13 protein-coding genes are annotated in these 17,772 nt (G+C 40.8%); 10 read left to right on the forward strand and 3 right to left on the reverse strand.

The window, feature by feature from the left end; all coding sequences use genetic code 11:
- Positions 1 to 158 precede the first annotated feature (158 nt).
- A complete protein-coding gene (fkpA, locus tag AC27JL_RS15970) occupies positions 159 to 905 on the forward strand; it encodes an FKBP-type peptidyl-prolyl cis-trans isomerase (RefSeq protein ID WP_008126756.1) in 747 nt (248 codons plus the stop codon).
- Positions 906 to 976: 71 nt separating this feature from the next.
- On the opposite strand, the gene AC27JL_RS15975 is transcribed toward fkpA, so the two are convergent.
- Complete coding sequence (locus tag AC27JL_RS15975; protein ID WP_008126754.1) at positions 977 to 1,447, reverse strand: Rsd/AlgQ family anti-sigma factor; 471 nt, start codon at positions 1,445 to 1,447, stop codon at positions 977 to 979.
- A 524-nt stretch (positions 1,448 to 1,971) separates the two neighbouring features.
- Between AC27JL_RS15975 and hemE the strand changes: the two genes are divergently transcribed.
- The gene (gene hemE, locus AC27JL_RS15980; protein WP_138740767.1) at positions 1,972 to 3,036 is read left to right on the forward strand and encodes a uroporphyrinogen decarboxylase; all 1,065 of its coding nucleotides are present in this window, start codon (positions 1,972 to 1,974) and stop codon (positions 3,034 to 3,036) included.
- 73 nt (positions 3,037 to 3,109) lie between these two features.
- On the opposite strand, the gene sthA is transcribed toward hemE, so the two are convergent.
- Entirely contained in the window at positions 3,110 to 4,540 is a 1,431-nt protein-coding gene (gene sthA, locus AC27JL_RS15985; RefSeq protein ID WP_487196056.1) for a Si-specific NAD(P)(+) transhydrogenase, read from the reverse strand.
- A 13-nt stretch (positions 4,541 to 4,553) separates the two neighbouring features.
- Entirely contained in the window at positions 4,554 to 5,687 is a 1,134-nt protein-coding gene (locus AC27JL_RS15990) for an acyl-CoA desaturase (RefSeq protein ID WP_487196102.1), read from the reverse strand.
- A 126-nt stretch (positions 5,688 to 5,813) separates the two neighbouring features.
- Between AC27JL_RS15990 and fabR the strand changes: the two genes are divergently transcribed.
- The 8 genes from fabR (at position 5,814) to leuB (ending at position 17,759) form a co-directional block, all read left to right on the forward strand.
- Positions 5,814 to 6,431 (forward strand): HTH-type transcriptional repressor FabR, encoded by a 618-nt coding sequence (gene fabR / locus AC27JL_RS15995; RefSeq protein ID WP_487196057.1) that lies wholly within the window; start codon positions 5,814 to 5,816, stop codon positions 6,429 to 6,431.
- 131 nt (positions 6,432 to 6,562) lie between these two features.
- Positions 6,563 to 7,750, forward strand: a complete 1,188-nt coding sequence (locus tag AC27JL_RS16000; RefSeq protein WP_487196058.1) for a hypothetical protein — start codon at positions 6,563 to 6,565, stop codon at positions 7,748 to 7,750.
- Between the two features lie 9 nt (positions 7,751 to 7,759).
- Entirely contained in the window at positions 7,760 to 8,416 is a 657-nt protein-coding gene (locus tag AC27JL_RS16005; protein ID WP_487196059.1) for a PGRP and LysM peptidoglycan-binding domain-containing protein, read from the forward strand.
- Position 8,417: 1 nt separating this feature from the next.
- Complete coding sequence (locus AC27JL_RS16010) at positions 8,418 to 8,780, forward strand: hypothetical protein (RefSeq protein WP_487196060.1); 363 nt, start codon at positions 8,418 to 8,420, stop codon at positions 8,778 to 8,780.
- Between the two features lie 95 nt (positions 8,781 to 8,875).
- Positions 8,876 to 9,946: a TolB-like translocation protein gene (locus AC27JL_RS16015; RefSeq protein WP_487196061.1), complete on the forward strand. Its 1,071-nt coding sequence runs from the start codon at positions 8,876 to 8,878 to the stop codon at positions 9,944 to 9,946.
- A 1-nt stretch (position 9,947) separates the two neighbouring features.
- Positions 9,948 to 14,576, forward strand: a complete 4,629-nt coding sequence (locus AC27JL_RS16020) for an OmpA family protein (protein WP_487196062.1) — start codon at positions 9,948 to 9,950, stop codon at positions 14,574 to 14,576.
- A 556-nt stretch (positions 14,577 to 15,132) separates the two neighbouring features.
- A complete protein-coding gene (leuA, locus tag AC27JL_RS16025) occupies positions 15,133 to 16,686 on the forward strand; it encodes a 2-isopropylmalate synthase (RefSeq protein WP_010557777.1) in 1,554 nt (517 codons plus the stop codon).
- A complete protein-coding gene (leuB, locus tag AC27JL_RS16030; protein ID WP_006793757.1) occupies positions 16,683 to 17,759 on the forward strand; it encodes a 3-isopropylmalate dehydrogenase in 1,077 nt (358 codons plus the stop codon). The genes leuA and leuB overlap by 4 nt, the downstream gene beginning before the upstream one ends.
- The last annotated feature ends 13 nt before the right edge of the window (positions 17,760 to 17,772 follow it).

Here is a 17,772-nt window from a genome sequence, read left to right on the forward strand (position 1 = left end):
TGCCTAGGTTGTTTGTCTAATCACTGGATATATATTTCTAAGTTTAGCTAACAATACAGACTTTAGTTATTAAACAAACAGCCTACCATGTAGGGCGTTAATCTTTAACTAGTAATATTACAATAAATGACAACTGCAAAGTATGTCGGAGATTTAAAATGAAAAAGACGATTAGATTGTCATTGATTGCAGCGTCGGTTTTAGCGCTTACAGCTTGTAATCAAGAAGCAAAAAAAGAGCAAGCTGAAGTAACATTAGACACTGTAGAGCAACAACAAGCATACGGTATTGGTGCTTCTGTAGGTAACTTTTTAAATAAAGACCTAGCAGACAAATCTGAAATTGGCATTGAGTTAGACCAAGCGCTATTAATTCGTGGTTTTGAAGATGCACTTGCTGGCAATGCAAAAATTGACGAAGAAAAAATTCGTGAAGTGTTAACCGCTTTAGATACCTCAGTACGCACTAAGCAAGAAGAAAAAGCGAAAGTTGAGTCTGAAAAAAGCAAAGCGGCAGGTGTTCAATACCTAGCTGATAACGCTAAAAAAGAAGGCGTAACAGTAACTGAGTCTGGTCTACAATACGAAGTATTAAGCGAAGGCGAAGGCGAAAAGCCAGCAGCAACAGACGTTGTTAAAGTACATTACAAAGGTACTTTATTAGACGGCACTGAGTTTGATAGCTCATACGCACGTAACGAACCAACTACGTTCCCACTTAATCGCGTAATTGCTGGTTGGACGGAAGGTTTACAACTTATGCCTGTAGGGTCTAAGTACAAGTTTACTATTCCTTCAGAGCTTGCTTACGGCGATCGTGACCTTGGTAAAATTCCAGCTAATTCAACACTTGTTTTTGAAGTGGAATTACTAGAAATTCAAAATGCAGAAGCACCTGCAGAATAAGCCAAGCTTAAAACGTAAAAAGGGACCTTAGGGTCCCTTTTTTAATTCGTGTAACTTAATTAAATCTTAATTTAATCAGTATGATTAGAAAACAGGTTATCAATCAGTTCATCTTCAAGCTCAAAACGAAGCTCTAATGACTCACCAATAACTGAAAGGTCGTTATCAAACCCTTCTAATAAATCTTCTTTATTTACTTCAGCGTACTTGTCATTGAAATCAAGTGCGACATCGGTGGTGCTTGAAATACGCGGATAAATTGAGTTTGCAAGCTTTTGGCTCTCTAAGCCCTTTTTTTCACAGGCTTTAGCAATATCATCGTACACTTCAAAATGCCCTGCAGAGAGGTAATCCATAAGGAGTTGGCAAAAAGACTGTATTTGTTCAGGCTCTGGTAGCGCGTGATCTTTTTTATCATAAGGCGCAAACCCTGCAATCTTGCAATACAGTACAATAAGTTCTTGGCGTTCATTAAGCCAGTTATCGATTACTGTATGGCTACCACCCCATTTCTGTTGAGCTTTTTCTACACGCGTCAGCATAACTGTTCTCCTAAGCTGGGTTGGTTTTTAGTTACATTCGTTTTTATGTACATCAAGATATATTTAATTTGCGTGTATATCAACAAGTAATGCAGATGTTGTAAAAGTGCAGAAGAATTATTCATTGAAAGGCTAAATATTTTATTGCAGGCAAGAAAAAACCACCGGTTAAGGTGGTCTAATTTCTTCAAGTGGCTTGTTATAACAAGCTTTCTTATTTTTATTAAATGATTTTTATTGTTATTGTTTAAAACTTTTTATTTTTATTGTTTTAATAATTTATTATTGTTTTTGTTAACGCGGGAAAGACAATACCAAGGTTTTTGTTATGTTGCAAACATATTAACAAAAAGTTTTAAATGCTAGTGTTTTTTTGCCTAATTTATAATCAAAATGGATTAAAACCATCAATATTATTGATCTGCTTCTATGTAAAGGCGTTTTCGTCTTTAAGAAATAGAGAGGCGATGAATATGGTGGTACAATCTTGCACAATTTCTATAAGCATTAGGATCATTTACGCCATGAGCGAATTAAAAAACGACCGTTATTTACGTGCACTTGCAAAACAACCTGTTGATGTAACGCCTGTATGGATGATGCGTCAAGCTGGACGTTATTTACCAGAGTACCGTGCTACACGTGCGCAAGCGGGCGATTTCATGAGCCTGTGCCGTAATGCTGAGCTTGCTTGTGAGGTAACACTTCAGCCACTGCGTCGTTACCCATTAGACGCGGCCATTTTGTTCAGCGATATTTTAACGATTCCTGATGCAATGGGTTTAGGTTTGTACTTTGAAACAGGTGAAGGCCCTAAGTTTGAACGTCCTATTTCGTCGCTTGCAGATGTTAAAAAAATACCTAAGCTCGATCCAACTGACGAGCTTGGTTATGTAATGAATGCAGTAAGTACTATCCGCCGTGAACTTAAAGGCGAAGTGCCACTTATTGGCTTTTCTGGTTCACCATGGACACTTGCTACATACATGGTTGAAGGCGGTAGCAGCAAAGTATTTGGTAAAATTAAAAAAATGGCGTTTGCAGAGCCGCAAACACTTCATTTATTACTAGATAAACTTGCTGATTCAGTAATCGACTACTTAAACGCACAAGTAAAAGCAGGCGCGCAGTCGTTAATGGTATTTGATTCGTGGGGCGGTGTATTAAGCCCGCGCGACTACAACGAGTTTTCACTGCAATACATGCACAAAATTGTTGATGGCCTGATTCGTGAGTACGATGGTCGCAAAGTGCCAGTAACGTTATTTACTAAAAATGGTGGCCAGTGGATAGAAGCCATAGCAGCCACAGGTTGTGATGCAGTGGGCCTAGATTGGACCATTAATATTGGCGATGCTAAACGCCGTGTAGGCGATAAAGTGGCCTTGCAAGGTAACATGGACCCGTCAATGCTACATGGTACGCCAGATCGTATACGCCAAGAAGTAGGCACTATTTTAGAAGACTTTGGTACAGGCAATGGCCATGTGTTTAACTTAGGTCACGGTATTACGCCAGATGTTGACCCAGAAAAGGCCGGTGTATTTATTAATGCCGTGCACGAGCTTAGCGGCCAGTATCACAAATAATTAATGTGTTTTATGCATTAATACTAAAAAGCCCGCTTAACAGCGGGCTTTTTGTTTATACGCTTTAAAGTGTTTACTTAAACAAGCGATTTAAACCATTTAATGCTGCAACTCGATAGGCTTCTGCCATGGTTGGGTAGTTAAATGTGGTATTTACAAAGTAGTCGATATTATTGCCACCATTTTTTTGCTCCATAATGGCCTGGCCAATGTGAACAATTTCAGAGGCACGTTCGCCAAAGCAATGTACCCCAAGTACTTCTTTGGTTTCGGTGTGGAATAATATTTTTAAACTACCTACTTCAGTACCTGCAATCTGCGCGCGTGCAAGGTGTTTAAACTGAGCGCGGCCTACTTCGTAAGGTACTTTAGCCGCGGTTAGTTCTTGCTCTGTTTTACCCACTGAACTCATTTCTGGAATGGTATAAATACCCGCCGGAATATCAATAATTAACTTATCATCACAGTTACCGCAGGCTATTGCATCAGCTGCAATGCGGCCTTGGTCAAACGCAGCACTAGCTAGGCTTGGATAGCCAATTACATCGCCTACCGCATAAACGTTTTCAATCTCAGTTTGGTAGGTTTCGTTTACTTTTATTTGCCCACGGCCGTCGGCTTTTAAGCCAATGGCTTCAAGGTTAAGTGTGTCAGTGTTACCTGTGCGGCCATTCGCAAATAAAATACAGTCAGCCTTTACACGCTTGCCCGATTTTAAATGCATAACAACGCAATCGTCGCGCGTTTCTACACGATCAAACTCTTCGTTATGACGAATAACAATGCCGCTATTCCAAAAGTGGTAGCTAAGTGCATCAGATATTTCAGCATCCATAAAGGCAAGTAAACGGTCGCGAGTATTCACTAAATCAACTTTAGCGCCTAAACCTTTAAAAATAGAAGCATACTCACAGCCAATAACCCCTGCTCCGTATATAAGTACGCGCTGAGGGTCGTGCTCAAGGCCTAAAATAGTATCGCTCTCGTAAATACGAGAATGGTTAAAATCAACTTCAGGTGGGCGGTAAGGGCGAGAGCCCGTAGCAATAACAATTGTTTTTGCAGTAATGCGCTCGGTTGAACCGTCAAGGCGTTTTACTTCAACAGTGTGTTTATCAACAAAGCTCGCATCACCTTGAAACATATGAATACGATTACGATCGTAAAAGCTGCTACGTAAATTAGACTGCTTAGAAATAACCGAACTTGCGTGACGTAAAATATCAGGGAACGTTAAACGACTCGGGCGTTCACCAATATTAAACAACGGGTTGGCTTTGTATTCAATATAGCGGCTAACCGAGTGACGTAATGCCTTAGAAGGGATAGTTCCCCAATGTACACAACCGCCGCCGACTGTTTCTTGGCGCTCTATAACCGCTACTTTTTTGTTGTTTTTCGAAAGGTTCATGGCGGTGCCTTCACCGCCAGGGCCCGTACCAATAATTATTGCGTCATATTGGAAACTTACGGGTGCTTTTTTCTGTTCTGGTTGTTTGGCCACAGCCACTCCTAAATTAATTAAAAGAGGCTTTTAATAACCTCGCATTAAGTGCTAGCCATGCCTGTTTTTGATTTTCCCAGGCGGCTTCCAGCTCGTGATATTGTGCCATTAAAGCTGAACGTTCACACTGCTTTGCCATATTATTTTTTTTAACTTCTAAAACTTGTTTTTGAAGTGAACAATAAGTCTGCAGTTTTTTCAGCAATAAATCGTATTCTTGTTGTAATAATGTAAGCCTATCTTGCGCTAAAGGCAATTTTGCAAGGCGTGTTTGCGTTTTGCTCATAAGCGTATCGGCTTTAGCTTTTTCTATGCGCTCAACAGGGGTACGCTTTAATTTACTGGCTAAACCAACAGCAGCTAAAGAGCGAATCATCCATTTAGTGGGGTCATAATGAAACCACTTAATCCCATTACGGTAATCACTTGCAAAAATATGATGAAAGTTATGGTAACCCTCGCCATAAGTAAATAACGCTAAAAAGCCATTATCGCGCGCGGTATTTTTTTCAGTGTATGGGCGCGAACCCCATATGTGGGCCACCGAGTTAATAAAAAAGGTAAAGTGTTGGCTTAATACTAAACGCAGTAAACCCGCTAAAATAAGCATACCCCACACGTCTCCCACTAATAAACCAAGTACTAATGGTAGGCCAACATTCATCGCAATAACTAGTTTTAGGTAGTGCTTGTGTTGCCACATAACGATTTTATTTCGCTGTAAATCACGACAATTACTGTAATCACCGTAGCTATCGCCTTGGTAGTCACGTAACATCCAGCCAATGTGGCTGTACCAAAAGCCATTGGTTGCGGCGTAAGGGTCTTTTATTGGGTCGTCAACTTGGCCATGGTGTATACGGTGATCGCTACTCCAGTGCAAAGCGCTGTTTTGCAACGCAAACGCACCGCCAATGGCAAAAATAAATTCAACAGCAGGATGAGCATTATACGTTTTATGTGCCCATAAACGGTGGTAACCGGCTGTGATAGATAGGCCCGCAAAAAACATACAGGCTACAAAAGCAATCCAATGTGCGCTGGTAAATCCGTAGCTAATGCCATACCAAGGAACAAGTGTGATAGCCGCTAAAAAGGTAAGGCTAAAAAATAGGACGTTTGTCCAGATAATCGGTGGTTTATTCATCATTCTCAATCTCAGCGTACAACTGTAAGCTAAAATAGTATTTCAAACTCTCGCCGTCAAGTATTAGACTGGGGAATTGAGCTATTATCACTAAATATTAATATAAAATTATTCAGGGAGTTGTTGATGTCGGGTGTTAGAGCGCAACAGAAACAAAAAACACGACAAGCCTTAATTCAGGCGGCATTTAATCAGCTAAGTGCAGATCACAGCTTTTCGAATTTAAGTTTACGCGAAGTAGCCCGCGAAGCTGGCATTGCGCCCACCTCGTTTTATCGCCATTTTAAAGACATGAACGAGCTAGGTTTAACCATGGTGGACGAAGCCGGTTTAACCCTTCGCCAGCTAATGCGCCAAGCCCGCAGACGCATAGCAAACGACGGTGGAAGTGTAATCAACACCTCGGTTGTTACGTTTATGGAATTTATAGACAGCTCAAGTAACCAATTTAGGTTATTACTGCGTGAGCGCTCTGGCACATCTAAGGCATTTAGAGCCGCAGTCGCACGGGAAATCAAACACTTTATTTTAGAGCTTGCCCACTATTTAGAAAGCGAAACCAAGTGCGACGCCATGCACGCCTACATTCAATCAGAAGCCATGGTAACACTGGTATTTAACGCCGGCGCAGAGGCGCTAGATATAGAAGGCCAACAACTTGACGAACTTGTTGAGCGTGTTATTTGGCAGCTGCGTTACATAACGCGTGGTGCAACCCATTATATAAGAGAAAAGGCTGACTAATTTAAATTATTTACATAAAACATTGTAGATTTATTGTTCTAATTTCATTATATTACGCGTTGTAACAGCAGCGCGTTACCTAGACAGTAAAAAATAAACAACTCTCTTACAAAGAGAAAGCGAGGATGCAAATGCTCACCAAGGATCCGGTGAACTTAAATTACCCCCCATTGTTTGAACAACCACATGACGAGCTTGAAAACTCTCAGCCCGTGGTTACATTCTCTCATTTGAGCCGTGCTCAATTTTGCCAACTGCCAAAAGTACTACAGAGCAAATTACAAAGTAATTTATTTGGTGTGGTAGACAAGTATCAAGCTTCTTGCCTGCGCGACGATACACGCAGCCAATACTGGGTAAAAAATAAAGAGTGGCAAAAAGTGTCGTATTCGGCTTACAAGCTCGCCAGTACGCGTGTTGCTATTTATCCAAAACAAACTCAAGCACCCACAAAATACTCAGGCGCAATTAATAATGGCTCAATAGCATCATCGCAAGCAGCGCTACAAAGTAATAACTTTACTAATAAAGGGGTTATAGCCCCTAATACACCTGCATTTATTAATAGCCAAGCAGCGGCGCAAAATACACCACAGTATATAAACCAGCAAAGCTATAAGGCTAAAACAACAAAAAAACCTCGCCCTGCGCAGCAGTATACCCCCGCTATACGCATTTATAAGCCAGAGCTAAACAGCACAATGCTATTAAAAGCATCGCACACAGTTAGGCAAAATTTTACAACTCACGTACTTAGCGCCGCCGAAACCGTAGAGCAACTCGCACAGCAATATACCGGCTATAAAAATGCCAACTTAATTTACGATTACAACTTAGGCTATAGCGAACGCAAACCTGCAAAAGCAGGCACAAGCTTAACAGTCCCCAATGGTTGGAAACTTAATATTGAAGGCTCATGCAGTAACAGCCGCAGCGTAGTTATTCAGTGGCAAGGGCCAACAAGTGGGCAAATAACGCTACAACTAGAAAAAAAACGCCCCGACGAAGTCTCGTTTTGGCAGCACTACGCTGAAGTAAAACCGGGTATTTATAATGTTACGGTAACGGCCAGTGGCGCAACCGACACCACCACATTTACTGTTGAACAACCCACTTTAGCCTACGAAATAGAACTACTCGACGAAGCTGGCGAGCCACAAGCCAACATGGGCTACAAAATACGCCTACGCAACGGCCACATTATTACTGGGCAGCTTGACCAAAACGGCTATGCCAACGTATCAGGCCCCGACTTTGAAAACGCTAAAGTCAGCTTTTTTGAACTCGACAGCGAAGATTGGTCTGTAGGCAAAGTTTAAGGATACACAATGACCCAACAACACACCGTAGCCCAAGGTGAAACGCTATTGCGCATAGCAAGGCAATACGGCTACCAAACATCTAAAGCGCTTTATAACCACCCAAGCAATGCAGAGTTTAAAGCCCTACGCCCAGACCCAAACTTAATTTACCCGGGCGATAAAATTACGATTCCGCCAAAAAAAGAAAAGTTCATACCGCTGCGCACCAACAGCATTAATAGCTTTGTTGTACAAAACGAAAAAGAATATTTTCGCCTGCAAGTATCGTACGACGACGGCGATGACGTAGCCGGTAAACGCGTAGTACTAAATATTGGTAGCCAAACAATTGATACCGTACTGCAAAGTGATGGGCTTATTGAAGTAGAGCTTGATAATAACGACGCTCTTACTGGCACTGTCGATTTATACCTAAATGAAGGCGAAACCACACCAACTAAAAGCTTTGCGGTACAAATAGGCAATCTAGATCCAATCGAAACCCTCTCGGGTGTGCAAGGTAGGTGCAATATGCTTGGGTTTGATTGTGGTACGGTTGATGGTGTTATGGGTAAAAAAACTCGCATTGGTGTAAAAGAATTTCAGTACGAGCACGACCTCGACATAGACGGCATACCAGGCCCTAAAACCAAAGCAAAACTACAACAAGTATTTGGGAGTTAGTATGAGTGCCCCGCACAGTATGGCAATGGTAGTAAATAACATAAATCCGTTAACTATGGTTAAGCCCGCTTTTGTATTTATGTATCAGGTTGACCCAAATACGCCAAAGTACGATAAAGAGCAGCTTATACTCATAAATAAACAACATAGTTGGCAGCAGGTACAGTCTATAGCCAGTGTAAGGCTTGATTCTACATGGGTAAAAATAAAATTTACTAATATTCCTCAAAATGGCAACTTTGATTTAATGCAAGACCCAAATGATGGCCAGCCAGCTTATTATATTTTCGACAATGTCCCATTCAGTGAGCTTTACGACCAAACGCCAGAAACCGTTTTAATGGCAGAAATAGTAGAAGAGTAAGCGCAAGCACTTTGACTCAATAACACAAGTTTTAATGAGTGCGCTTATTTGTATTACCTAGTAAATAAGTGCATGTAGTAAAAAGGATAATTTTAATGACGTTTTTAAAAAATCACAGCGTGCTTTGCGCACTCAGCGTTTGTTTTAGCTTATTGCTAAGCGGTTGCTCAGAGCCCTCATCGCAAAGTTCACCACAAGTAGAAGTTGATGTTGCTAAATACCCGTGGGCTAAAGAGCATAAAAACCATCCAGAGTGGCCACTAGAAATACGCGAAGAGGTGTATGGCGATGCAGATACATTTTCAACCCCGCGGTTAATGTTCTGGAATAAGTATAAATACAGCGAAGTACGCACACTGTGGTCATCACGTTTAGATGGCTCAGATAGGCGACGCATAATTCCTGAAAAAATATTTACCCAACTGGAGCCTGCTGGATTACATCCACCAGCCCGCTCACCAGATAACCGTTATATTGCTATTTCGGGTTATATAAATGACAGAGCAACTCGTCAGCTTTACGACACTAAAGAAAAAAAACTTATTACCATGTCAGGCGGGGGTGGCTACCCTTGGTTTAACTGGACCTCAGATAGTGAAAACGTCATTTTTTACTCAGATGGCAAAAACTTTAATTACCATATACCAACAGGGGAGCTAACCTCTCGGCCGCAAATTCACCACAGCGGCGCTGCTTTTTTACTCCCGGGCGATAAAGAGTTTTTAGCCATAAAGCACGATGGTTTTTGGATACATAAGTTTAATGGTGAAATAGTACGCAAAGTTAATTTTGGTTTTCCACGCAAATGGAGAATGAAAAACCATCGAATTTCGCCCGATGGCAAGTATTTAGCGTTTATGACCCATGGCAGAGAAGACTTTCATTTTCACTGGGTAAATATTGCAAATCCTAAAATAGAGCATTCTGAGAAAGGAACAGGTGGTGGAGTTATTTTTTCTCCAGAGGCAGATTATCAATTAGAGTATACAATAAAGCACTCGCAAGAACGTGATGAAAATGGGTTTTATCTTTCAGAGCGAGTCATCAGAACAAAAAATATACTAACAGGTGTGCAAACTGAAGAGTTAGTTAAAGAAAAAGGAATCTGGGGTATGAGAACTTTAGTTCCTGTAGCAATTACTAACTTAGCAGCACTAGGAAAATAAAATGCATGACATGAGCAAAGGATCTGCAAGCCCATTGGTTTATTTACTAACTGGATATGTTGAAAATAATAAACCTATTGGCAAATTAACGCCGGTAGCAAACCGAATTGTTATTGCTGAACAACCAAAGTCAGCCACTTATAATACAAAAAAGCCTGTTATATTAAAAACAAATAGTGCTGGTATTTTATCGACAATAAATAGTGACTCATTAGACGTACGTCAGCCGTTTCATGCCTACACGGATAATAATCAACGGCCTATTATTATTCCGCCAATAGAATCCATTGGCCTCATTGCCAATAATAACCCTAGTGGATGGGCTAAAGAATTTGTTGATAATTTAAAAAATTACAGTAGCTCAAATACGCCGTTATTAGAATTACAAACAGTCCCTGTTACCAATTTAAAACAGCCTACAGAAAATAGCGAAGATGACACTTACAATAAATGGTATGAAAGGGAAATAATTCAAAAAAACGTAAAAAGTATTCAAGCATATGTGCTAGCAAAAACGCGGGCGATAATATTAAGTATTAATCCGAACATACCGCTTCTTTCTTCGGATGAAGAAATTGTTTTGTCACCACCAGTGGGAGAGGATATACCAGCTACTTTCGATCCTGAAACCAACTTAGCGGTCATATCAGGTACTGATAAGAAGTTACCTAAAGGTTTATATCGAATTAAAGTAAGGCTTGAAGAAGAGCTACTTAAAGGACAATTTAAGCGCTGGTGCACTAAATCTATTCAATATGATGGCACATATTACTACTACGAACTTGCTGAAATGATCCGCTTTGATATAAAAAATGAAGCCGGTGAGTTTGATGTAATTAACTGCGATCCGCTTTCGGTTGAAGAAGCAATAATAAAGCAATTTCCTCGCTTTTATAGCCACTTAATAAGTTATGCAAAAGATTTAAAAACCGAGCATGCTACCTATGACCCTAAAAATATTAGTGTTAAAGATGAAAACGGTAAAGAGATTGGCCGCGCTAAAGTTAGCGATGAACCAATAAAAATAGCCAGCGGATTTGAGAGCTTTTGCCATGGCTGGGGAGTGGCTAAAGGTCGCGCACAATTAGCTGCAGGATTAATAAATACCGATATAACCGCTAGCGCCAGTAACGGTAATTTTACCACTAATGGTAAGTTTGTTTTAGGGAGTAAAATTGCTAAAGCAATACATACTCATTTAAATGAAACAGAAGATAAAACCATTCAAGCAACGCTAGATGCCGTGTTTGCTATGCAAGATGGCATAGATGCTTGGGAAAAACTGCGTGAATCGCGCGCAGCCTTTACAACCGATGGCTGGCGGCAAGCCATCTCAACAAACCTTTGGCGTTTACCCCCTGAAACACCAGAGGCAATGGAGAGATACAATAAAAGTTTAGGTAAAAAGCTTGGCATTCCTAAGGTGGCAATGGATGCAACAGGCAACGCGCTCAATATAATTGATTTAACTACAAACATTGCAGCACTTGGGCAAACTACGTTGCAGCAAATTGGTACAAATATCCCTAATTTAGCGCAAGCTAAACAGCACTATAAAACAGTTGCCCAAGATTACTTTGAGCATTTAAGTGCTAAAGAAATTGTAAAAGATGTTGTAATTGAAGGGACGTTTTCACTTAATAGCGAACAAGTAACCGATGATTACCGCAATACTATTTTGCAACAAAGCGAGGCCGTTATAAAAGCGCTTAAGCAAAATGAGAGCCTTAAAGTAACCGTGGCAGGTCACACCTGCGATATAGGTAATTACGATTATAATATGGCGTTATCTGAGCGACGAGCAGAGGCTGTTAAGCACATTTTAGTGACCCAAGCAGGCATTGATGAGGCGCGTATTGAAGTACTAGGGCTGGGTTATGCTCAACCACTTATAAATAATAAAGATGAGGCAAGCCGAGCACAAAACCGCCGTGTACATATTGCTGCCTATGCCATTAGCCAAATAAATGTTTGCCCCTCGCGTGAAGGTATGGATAGCTTAGAGCGCTTTCGTAATTTAACCGTAGCTAACGATATAAAAGTAGATGAAACCGGCGACGCTATGGCATGGCAAATGATTAATATTGCCTTGGGTGTTATGGCATTTATTCCGGCAACAGCTCCGATTGCTGCGGCAGTAGCTGTAATTAAATCGCTTGATACTATCACTACCTCAGCTGCAAATTTAATGGATGAAGTACTTCTCGATAACGCCTGTAAACAATATTATGCAGAAATTCAGCGAGATAAACGCCTAGGACAAGAGTGTGCGGCTAACCAAGGTATGATGCATGAGCTATTAAGTGAATATAATAAAGGCGGAAAAACGCAACAAAGTACACAATGGGCAGCTCAATTTAGGCTGCGCTCAGAGGCCATATCGGGCCTTATGGGATTACTACTTAGGGCTCAGCGTGAAGGTGATAAAAGTCAGTATTATTCAAACTTAGAGCGCTATAAAGTAAAACAATACATAGAAAACTTTTTATTAGGTGATAGCTGGGCACTGCCTAATTTACCTGGTGCATCAATTAGGATGGATACATTTTGGGTGTTTTTAATTGATAGCATTACTAGTCAAAAGCAAAGTACAGATGGTGATAAAAAAGCACTTTACGGCTTTAGTGACAGCTACAGCTTGCTAGATAAAGCAGCACGTAAAGCCGCAGTTACAGATCCTGAAAACACGCTTTATTTGCAATCGCAATCTAACCCGTATGGTTTTTATATGATGACGGTGCCAACAGTAGCGCGTGAGCATAATTATATTACGGCTGAATTTCAAAATTACTTCCCCATTCACACATTTGCCACGCAAGAAAAAGAAGGTAGTAAATACCTCGAAAGCTTTGCAAATACATTTGAGCCGGTATTTTCTGACTATGGTGAGGCAACTTATCATCACAGTGCCATATATTATCAAGACCAAGCCTCAAAAAAATGGTTGCCTATTGTATCGAATAAAACAAAGCGACTATCCCCTTTTACACCCATTCGTGTGTTGGTTGTGTTTAACGACACGATGACCGGTATTGCACCTATTACGTTTAAAGTAACGCGCTGTGATGGCGTAAATAACGAACTTGCTTATAAAGAGCTCGTAAGACCGCTTGTAGAGTCTGAGCTATTAGTGAATGAAAAGCACTTTGCCGGAAAGTTTGGTTGTGTATTTACACCATTTTTTCAGTTAGGGCCAAAAACGTATTTAGGTACTAAGCCTATGGTGCACGACAATGATTTTTTACCCTTTATGTACGATACCGCTTATGAGTATTACCAATGTAATAACTTTGTAGACATGCGTTATTACATTGGTGCACAAGTAGGTAGTAGCAGTAAGGTTGTATTGCCACTAATGGGGGAGCGTAAAAACAATAGCGATGAAATGATGTTTGATTCAGGTTATTTAAATCTACTCAATGGTTTAGGTATAAAAAATAAATATGTAGCTACTGATTATCATGTGGATTTAAACACAGATCGCGATGGTGGTAATGAAGAGTCATTACTAATAAAAGATTTTTTAACGAGTAAAAGTTCTAGTTTTGTTCGTCCTGAGCTGTTTGCAGGAAATAAAAGTATTCGAATTTTGGTGCGCTTTGGTGGTGAAGGCAAACCTTACTTAATGACGAGCAAGATGGAAAGGCAAGGGACAGCTATACGTTTATTTAATAGTGAATTTAGCGCAGCACAAAATTTAGGCTTTAAAGTACGTCAGCATGGTGATGACATCATTTTTGATGAATTTGACTGGAGTACTCAGGTTGATCTTATGGTGATCGCGACCTGCACTGAGTTAGAGTCAGAAAACTATACAAAAAAACTAATTGGTTTAAATTGGCGCAGCGTGCCATGCGAATTAAAACTTCAGCAAACAATAGGCCTTAATGATGAGGGGCCCACTTACAAGTCAAAACTTTATTATTTAGGCAAAGCGACCCGTAATGCAAGTAAAGGCTATAACCAAGTATTAAATAGATGGGAAGATGATAACTATCAATTTAATGATTCAACCGGTGCTAAATTCAGGGAGTACCGAGAGTTTGTAGATTTACTCAACAAAGCTGGCTCAAATAACGAAAAGGGAATGCAAGGTAGGGCACTTCTTAATTGGCAAGACGCTAAAGCATTTGCCGGTGAAGAGCAAGTTTTTGTTTTTGCCGCTAATTTTAGCTTAAATTATGAATCGCCAAAGCGAGTTTTTATTAAAGGTTTAAGGCCTTTTGGAGACATATTTACAAGCCAATTTAGTGATATGTTTACTGACAAAAAAGACAGGCAATACACTATGGAGTTAGGTGTTGCTAATTTTAACTCTGCGGGGAATTCGGGCTTTAACTTTAATGATATCGGTTCGATGACTGATAAAATTAGCAACCATGGTTTGCAGCTAAAATTACCGTTACCTAATCCAACAAGGGAAGATTTGCCTTGGAGTAAAACGCTACCCGAGGCAGATTTAAAAGAGCTCGCCGCTAAATTAAATGGTGATCAGGCAACTCCATCACAAAAAAATACATATCAGCGTCTGTCACATAAAGGTTTAACGGAAGAAGAGGTGAAGCAGTGGTTTGTTGAAGATGCCAAAAAGACTAAAGTTAGGCCTCTAAGTGCATTTAAGGGTGATTAAAATAAGTTGCTAATTGTATTTACAAAGCTGGTAGCTCGATATTGTTATAAATTGCTTCGTGGCTCACTAATACAATTAATTTTTTGACTAAAAGTAAATAAAGCTCATTAAGATGGGCTTTTTTAATTATTAAAAACGGGATACTTCATAAGCCCAGATAAAAATAATAAAACTTATCTAATCGGGGATCACTTTAAAGCTGATTTGATTATGATAATAAGAAGCTTGCTTTGCATTTTTAATCTTTTAATTTGAGCTTTTTTAGTTTTTATTTTCTTTATTGCTGTGTTTTAAAGGTGTTTTGTGGAATTTTTATGCTTGCTTCCATCTCTGGGTAATGTTAAATATAGGCCTCACTGAACACACACACAAGAAACAAGATGCAAAATATTCGTTTAATTACACTAAAACTTAACCTCTTACTGCTATGGCAAGTAAGCGGGGAATAGTGTGTTTGCATTGAGTTGAACATTAAAAACCCCGCAATTGCGGGGTTTTTTTTATCTCGCGGCTGGGATAAATTGAAATTTGGGTAACATAGGAATGAGGGGCAGTTATGCAAGACAAAGATAAAGTATGGATTTTTGATACCACTTTACGTGATGGCGAGCAGGCACTTAAGGCAAGCCTTACTGAAGATGATAAAATTCAGTTAGCGCATACTATTAGCCGTTTGAATGTTGATGTGATGGAAGTGGGTTTTCCGGTATCCAGCCCTGCTGACTTTCGCTCGGTGCAACGAATTGCAACTGAAGTAAAAGGCCCAATTATTTGTGGCTTAGCACGTTCAGTAGCAAAAGATATTGAAGCCTGTGGTGAGGCACTTCGCACAGCACAGCAAAGCCGTATTCATACTTTTATTGCCACAAGCCCTTTGCACCTTGAACATAAATTACGTATGAGCCTAGATGATGCAACGGCCATGGCGGTTAAATCAATTAAATTAGCGCGCAACTACACAGACGATGTGGAGTTTTCGTGTGAAGATGCAGGGCGCACGCCGCACTGGGATTTATGTAAAATTGTTGAGCAGGCCATTAACGCGGGTGCCTCTACTATTAACTTACCCGACACTGTTGGCTTTGTAACGCCAGACGAATACGCTGCAATGATCCGCCATTTAATGAATAACGTGCCAAATATTGATAAAGCACGCTTAAGTGTGCATTGCCACAACGATTTAGGTTTAGCTGTTGCTAACTCGGTCGCTGCGGTACAAGCCGGTGCTCGTCAAATTGAATGTACAATAAATGGTATTGGTGAGCGTGCGGGTAACTGCTCGCTTGAAGAAGTGGCGATGATCATGAAAATGCGCAAAGACCACTTAAAAGTTCACACCGATATTAAAAGCGAAGAAATTTATCGCGCATCTCGCCAAGTGGCAAAAATTTGTAATATGCCAGTACAGCCAAATAAAGCCATTGTGGGCGAAAACGCCTTTGCACATAGCTCGGGCATTCACCAAGATGGCGTATTAAAAGCACAAAATACGTACGAAATAATGTCGCCAGAAAGCGTAGGCGTACCAAACAACCAATTAAATATGACCTCGCGTTCGGGGCGTCATGTTATTGAGCACCGCTTAGAAGAGTTAGGGTATCAAAAAGCGGATTACGATATGGACAGCCTATACGAAAGCTTTTTAGCGTTAGCTGATCAAAAAGGCACGGTGTACGACTACGACCTTGAAGCCATGATTTACTTAAATCAAATTAACGACAAAGACGAAAAATACCAGTTAGAGTTTGTTAACTCAGCGTCTAACTCGCAATCGGTAGCCAGCTCTACTATTGGTATGGTGATTGATGGCGAAGTTAAACAAGAAGCCGCAACAGGTAATGGCCCAGTAGAGGCGTCGTTTGCAGCTATTGAGCGCTTAACCGGTATGAGCGTTGAAATGATTGAATACAACTTAGAAGCGACAGGCCAAGGCGCAAGCTCGCTAGGCCAAGTAAACATTATTGCTAAATACGATGGTCGCCCTTATCACGGTGCGGGTATTGCTGCGGATGTGGTAGAAGCGTCGGTACGCGCCATGATCCGTGTTTACAACTTAATTTATCGTGCACAAAAAGTGTCTGATTTAAAACAACAAAGGAAAGCAGGATGAGTAAAACAAACTACAGCGTTGCCGTATTAGCAGGCGACGGTATTGGCCCAGAAGTAATGGCAGCAGCAGAGCAAGTACTTGATGCTGTGAGCAATAAGTTTGGTTTTACTCTAAACCGCGAGCATCATGCTATTGGTGGTGCAGCCATTGATGAATTTGGTGAAGCATTACCACCAAAAACACTAAGCGCGTGTGAAAACGCCGATGCCATTTTATTTGGCTCAGTAGGTGGCCCTAAGTGGGAAAACCTTCCACCAAACGAGCAGCCTGAGCGTGCATCGCTTTTACCGCTTCGTAAGCACTTTGGTTTGTTTTGTAACTTACGCCCAGCACAGTTATTACCAGCATTAAGTGCAGCGTCGCCATTACGTGCCGATATTAGCGAAAAAGGCTTTGATATTTTATGCGTACGCGAGCTTACCGGCGGCATTTACTTTGGTGAAAAAGGGCGAGGTGGCGAAGGCGAAGAAGAGTTTGCCTTTGATACGCAAAACTACTCGCGAAAAGAAATTGAACGCATTGCCCGCTTTGCTTTTGAAGCAGCAAAATTACGTAGTAACCATGTTACCTCTGTTGATAAAGCCAACGTACTTGCATCAAGCGTATTATGGCGCGAAGTAGTCACTGAAGTAAGTAAAGACTACCCAGAAGTCAGCCTAGATTACATATACGTAGATAACGCAGCTATGCAATTAGTTAAACAGCCTAGCCAGTTTGACGTGCTACTTTGCGATAACTTATTTGGTGATATTTTGTCAGATGAGTGTGCGATGATCACAGGCTCAATGGGCTTATTACCATCGGCAAGCTTGAATCAATCGGGTTTTGGATTGTATGAGCCAGCAGGCGGTTCAGCACCAGATATTGCAGGTAAAGGCGTTGCAAACCCAATAGCACAAATTTTAAGTGCCGCATTAATGCTACGCTACTCGCTAGGGCAAGACGAAGCTGCGCGTACGATTGAAAAAGCAGTAGCAGAAGCCGTAGAAGCAGGCGTTGGCACGCCAGATATCTACCCACAAGGTGGATACAGCACAAGCGATGTGGCAGCTGCCATCGTTTCACGTATTTAATATATAAATCGCA

It is taken from the genome of Pseudoalteromonas sp. 4NS20-0020 (assembly GCF_057554385.1).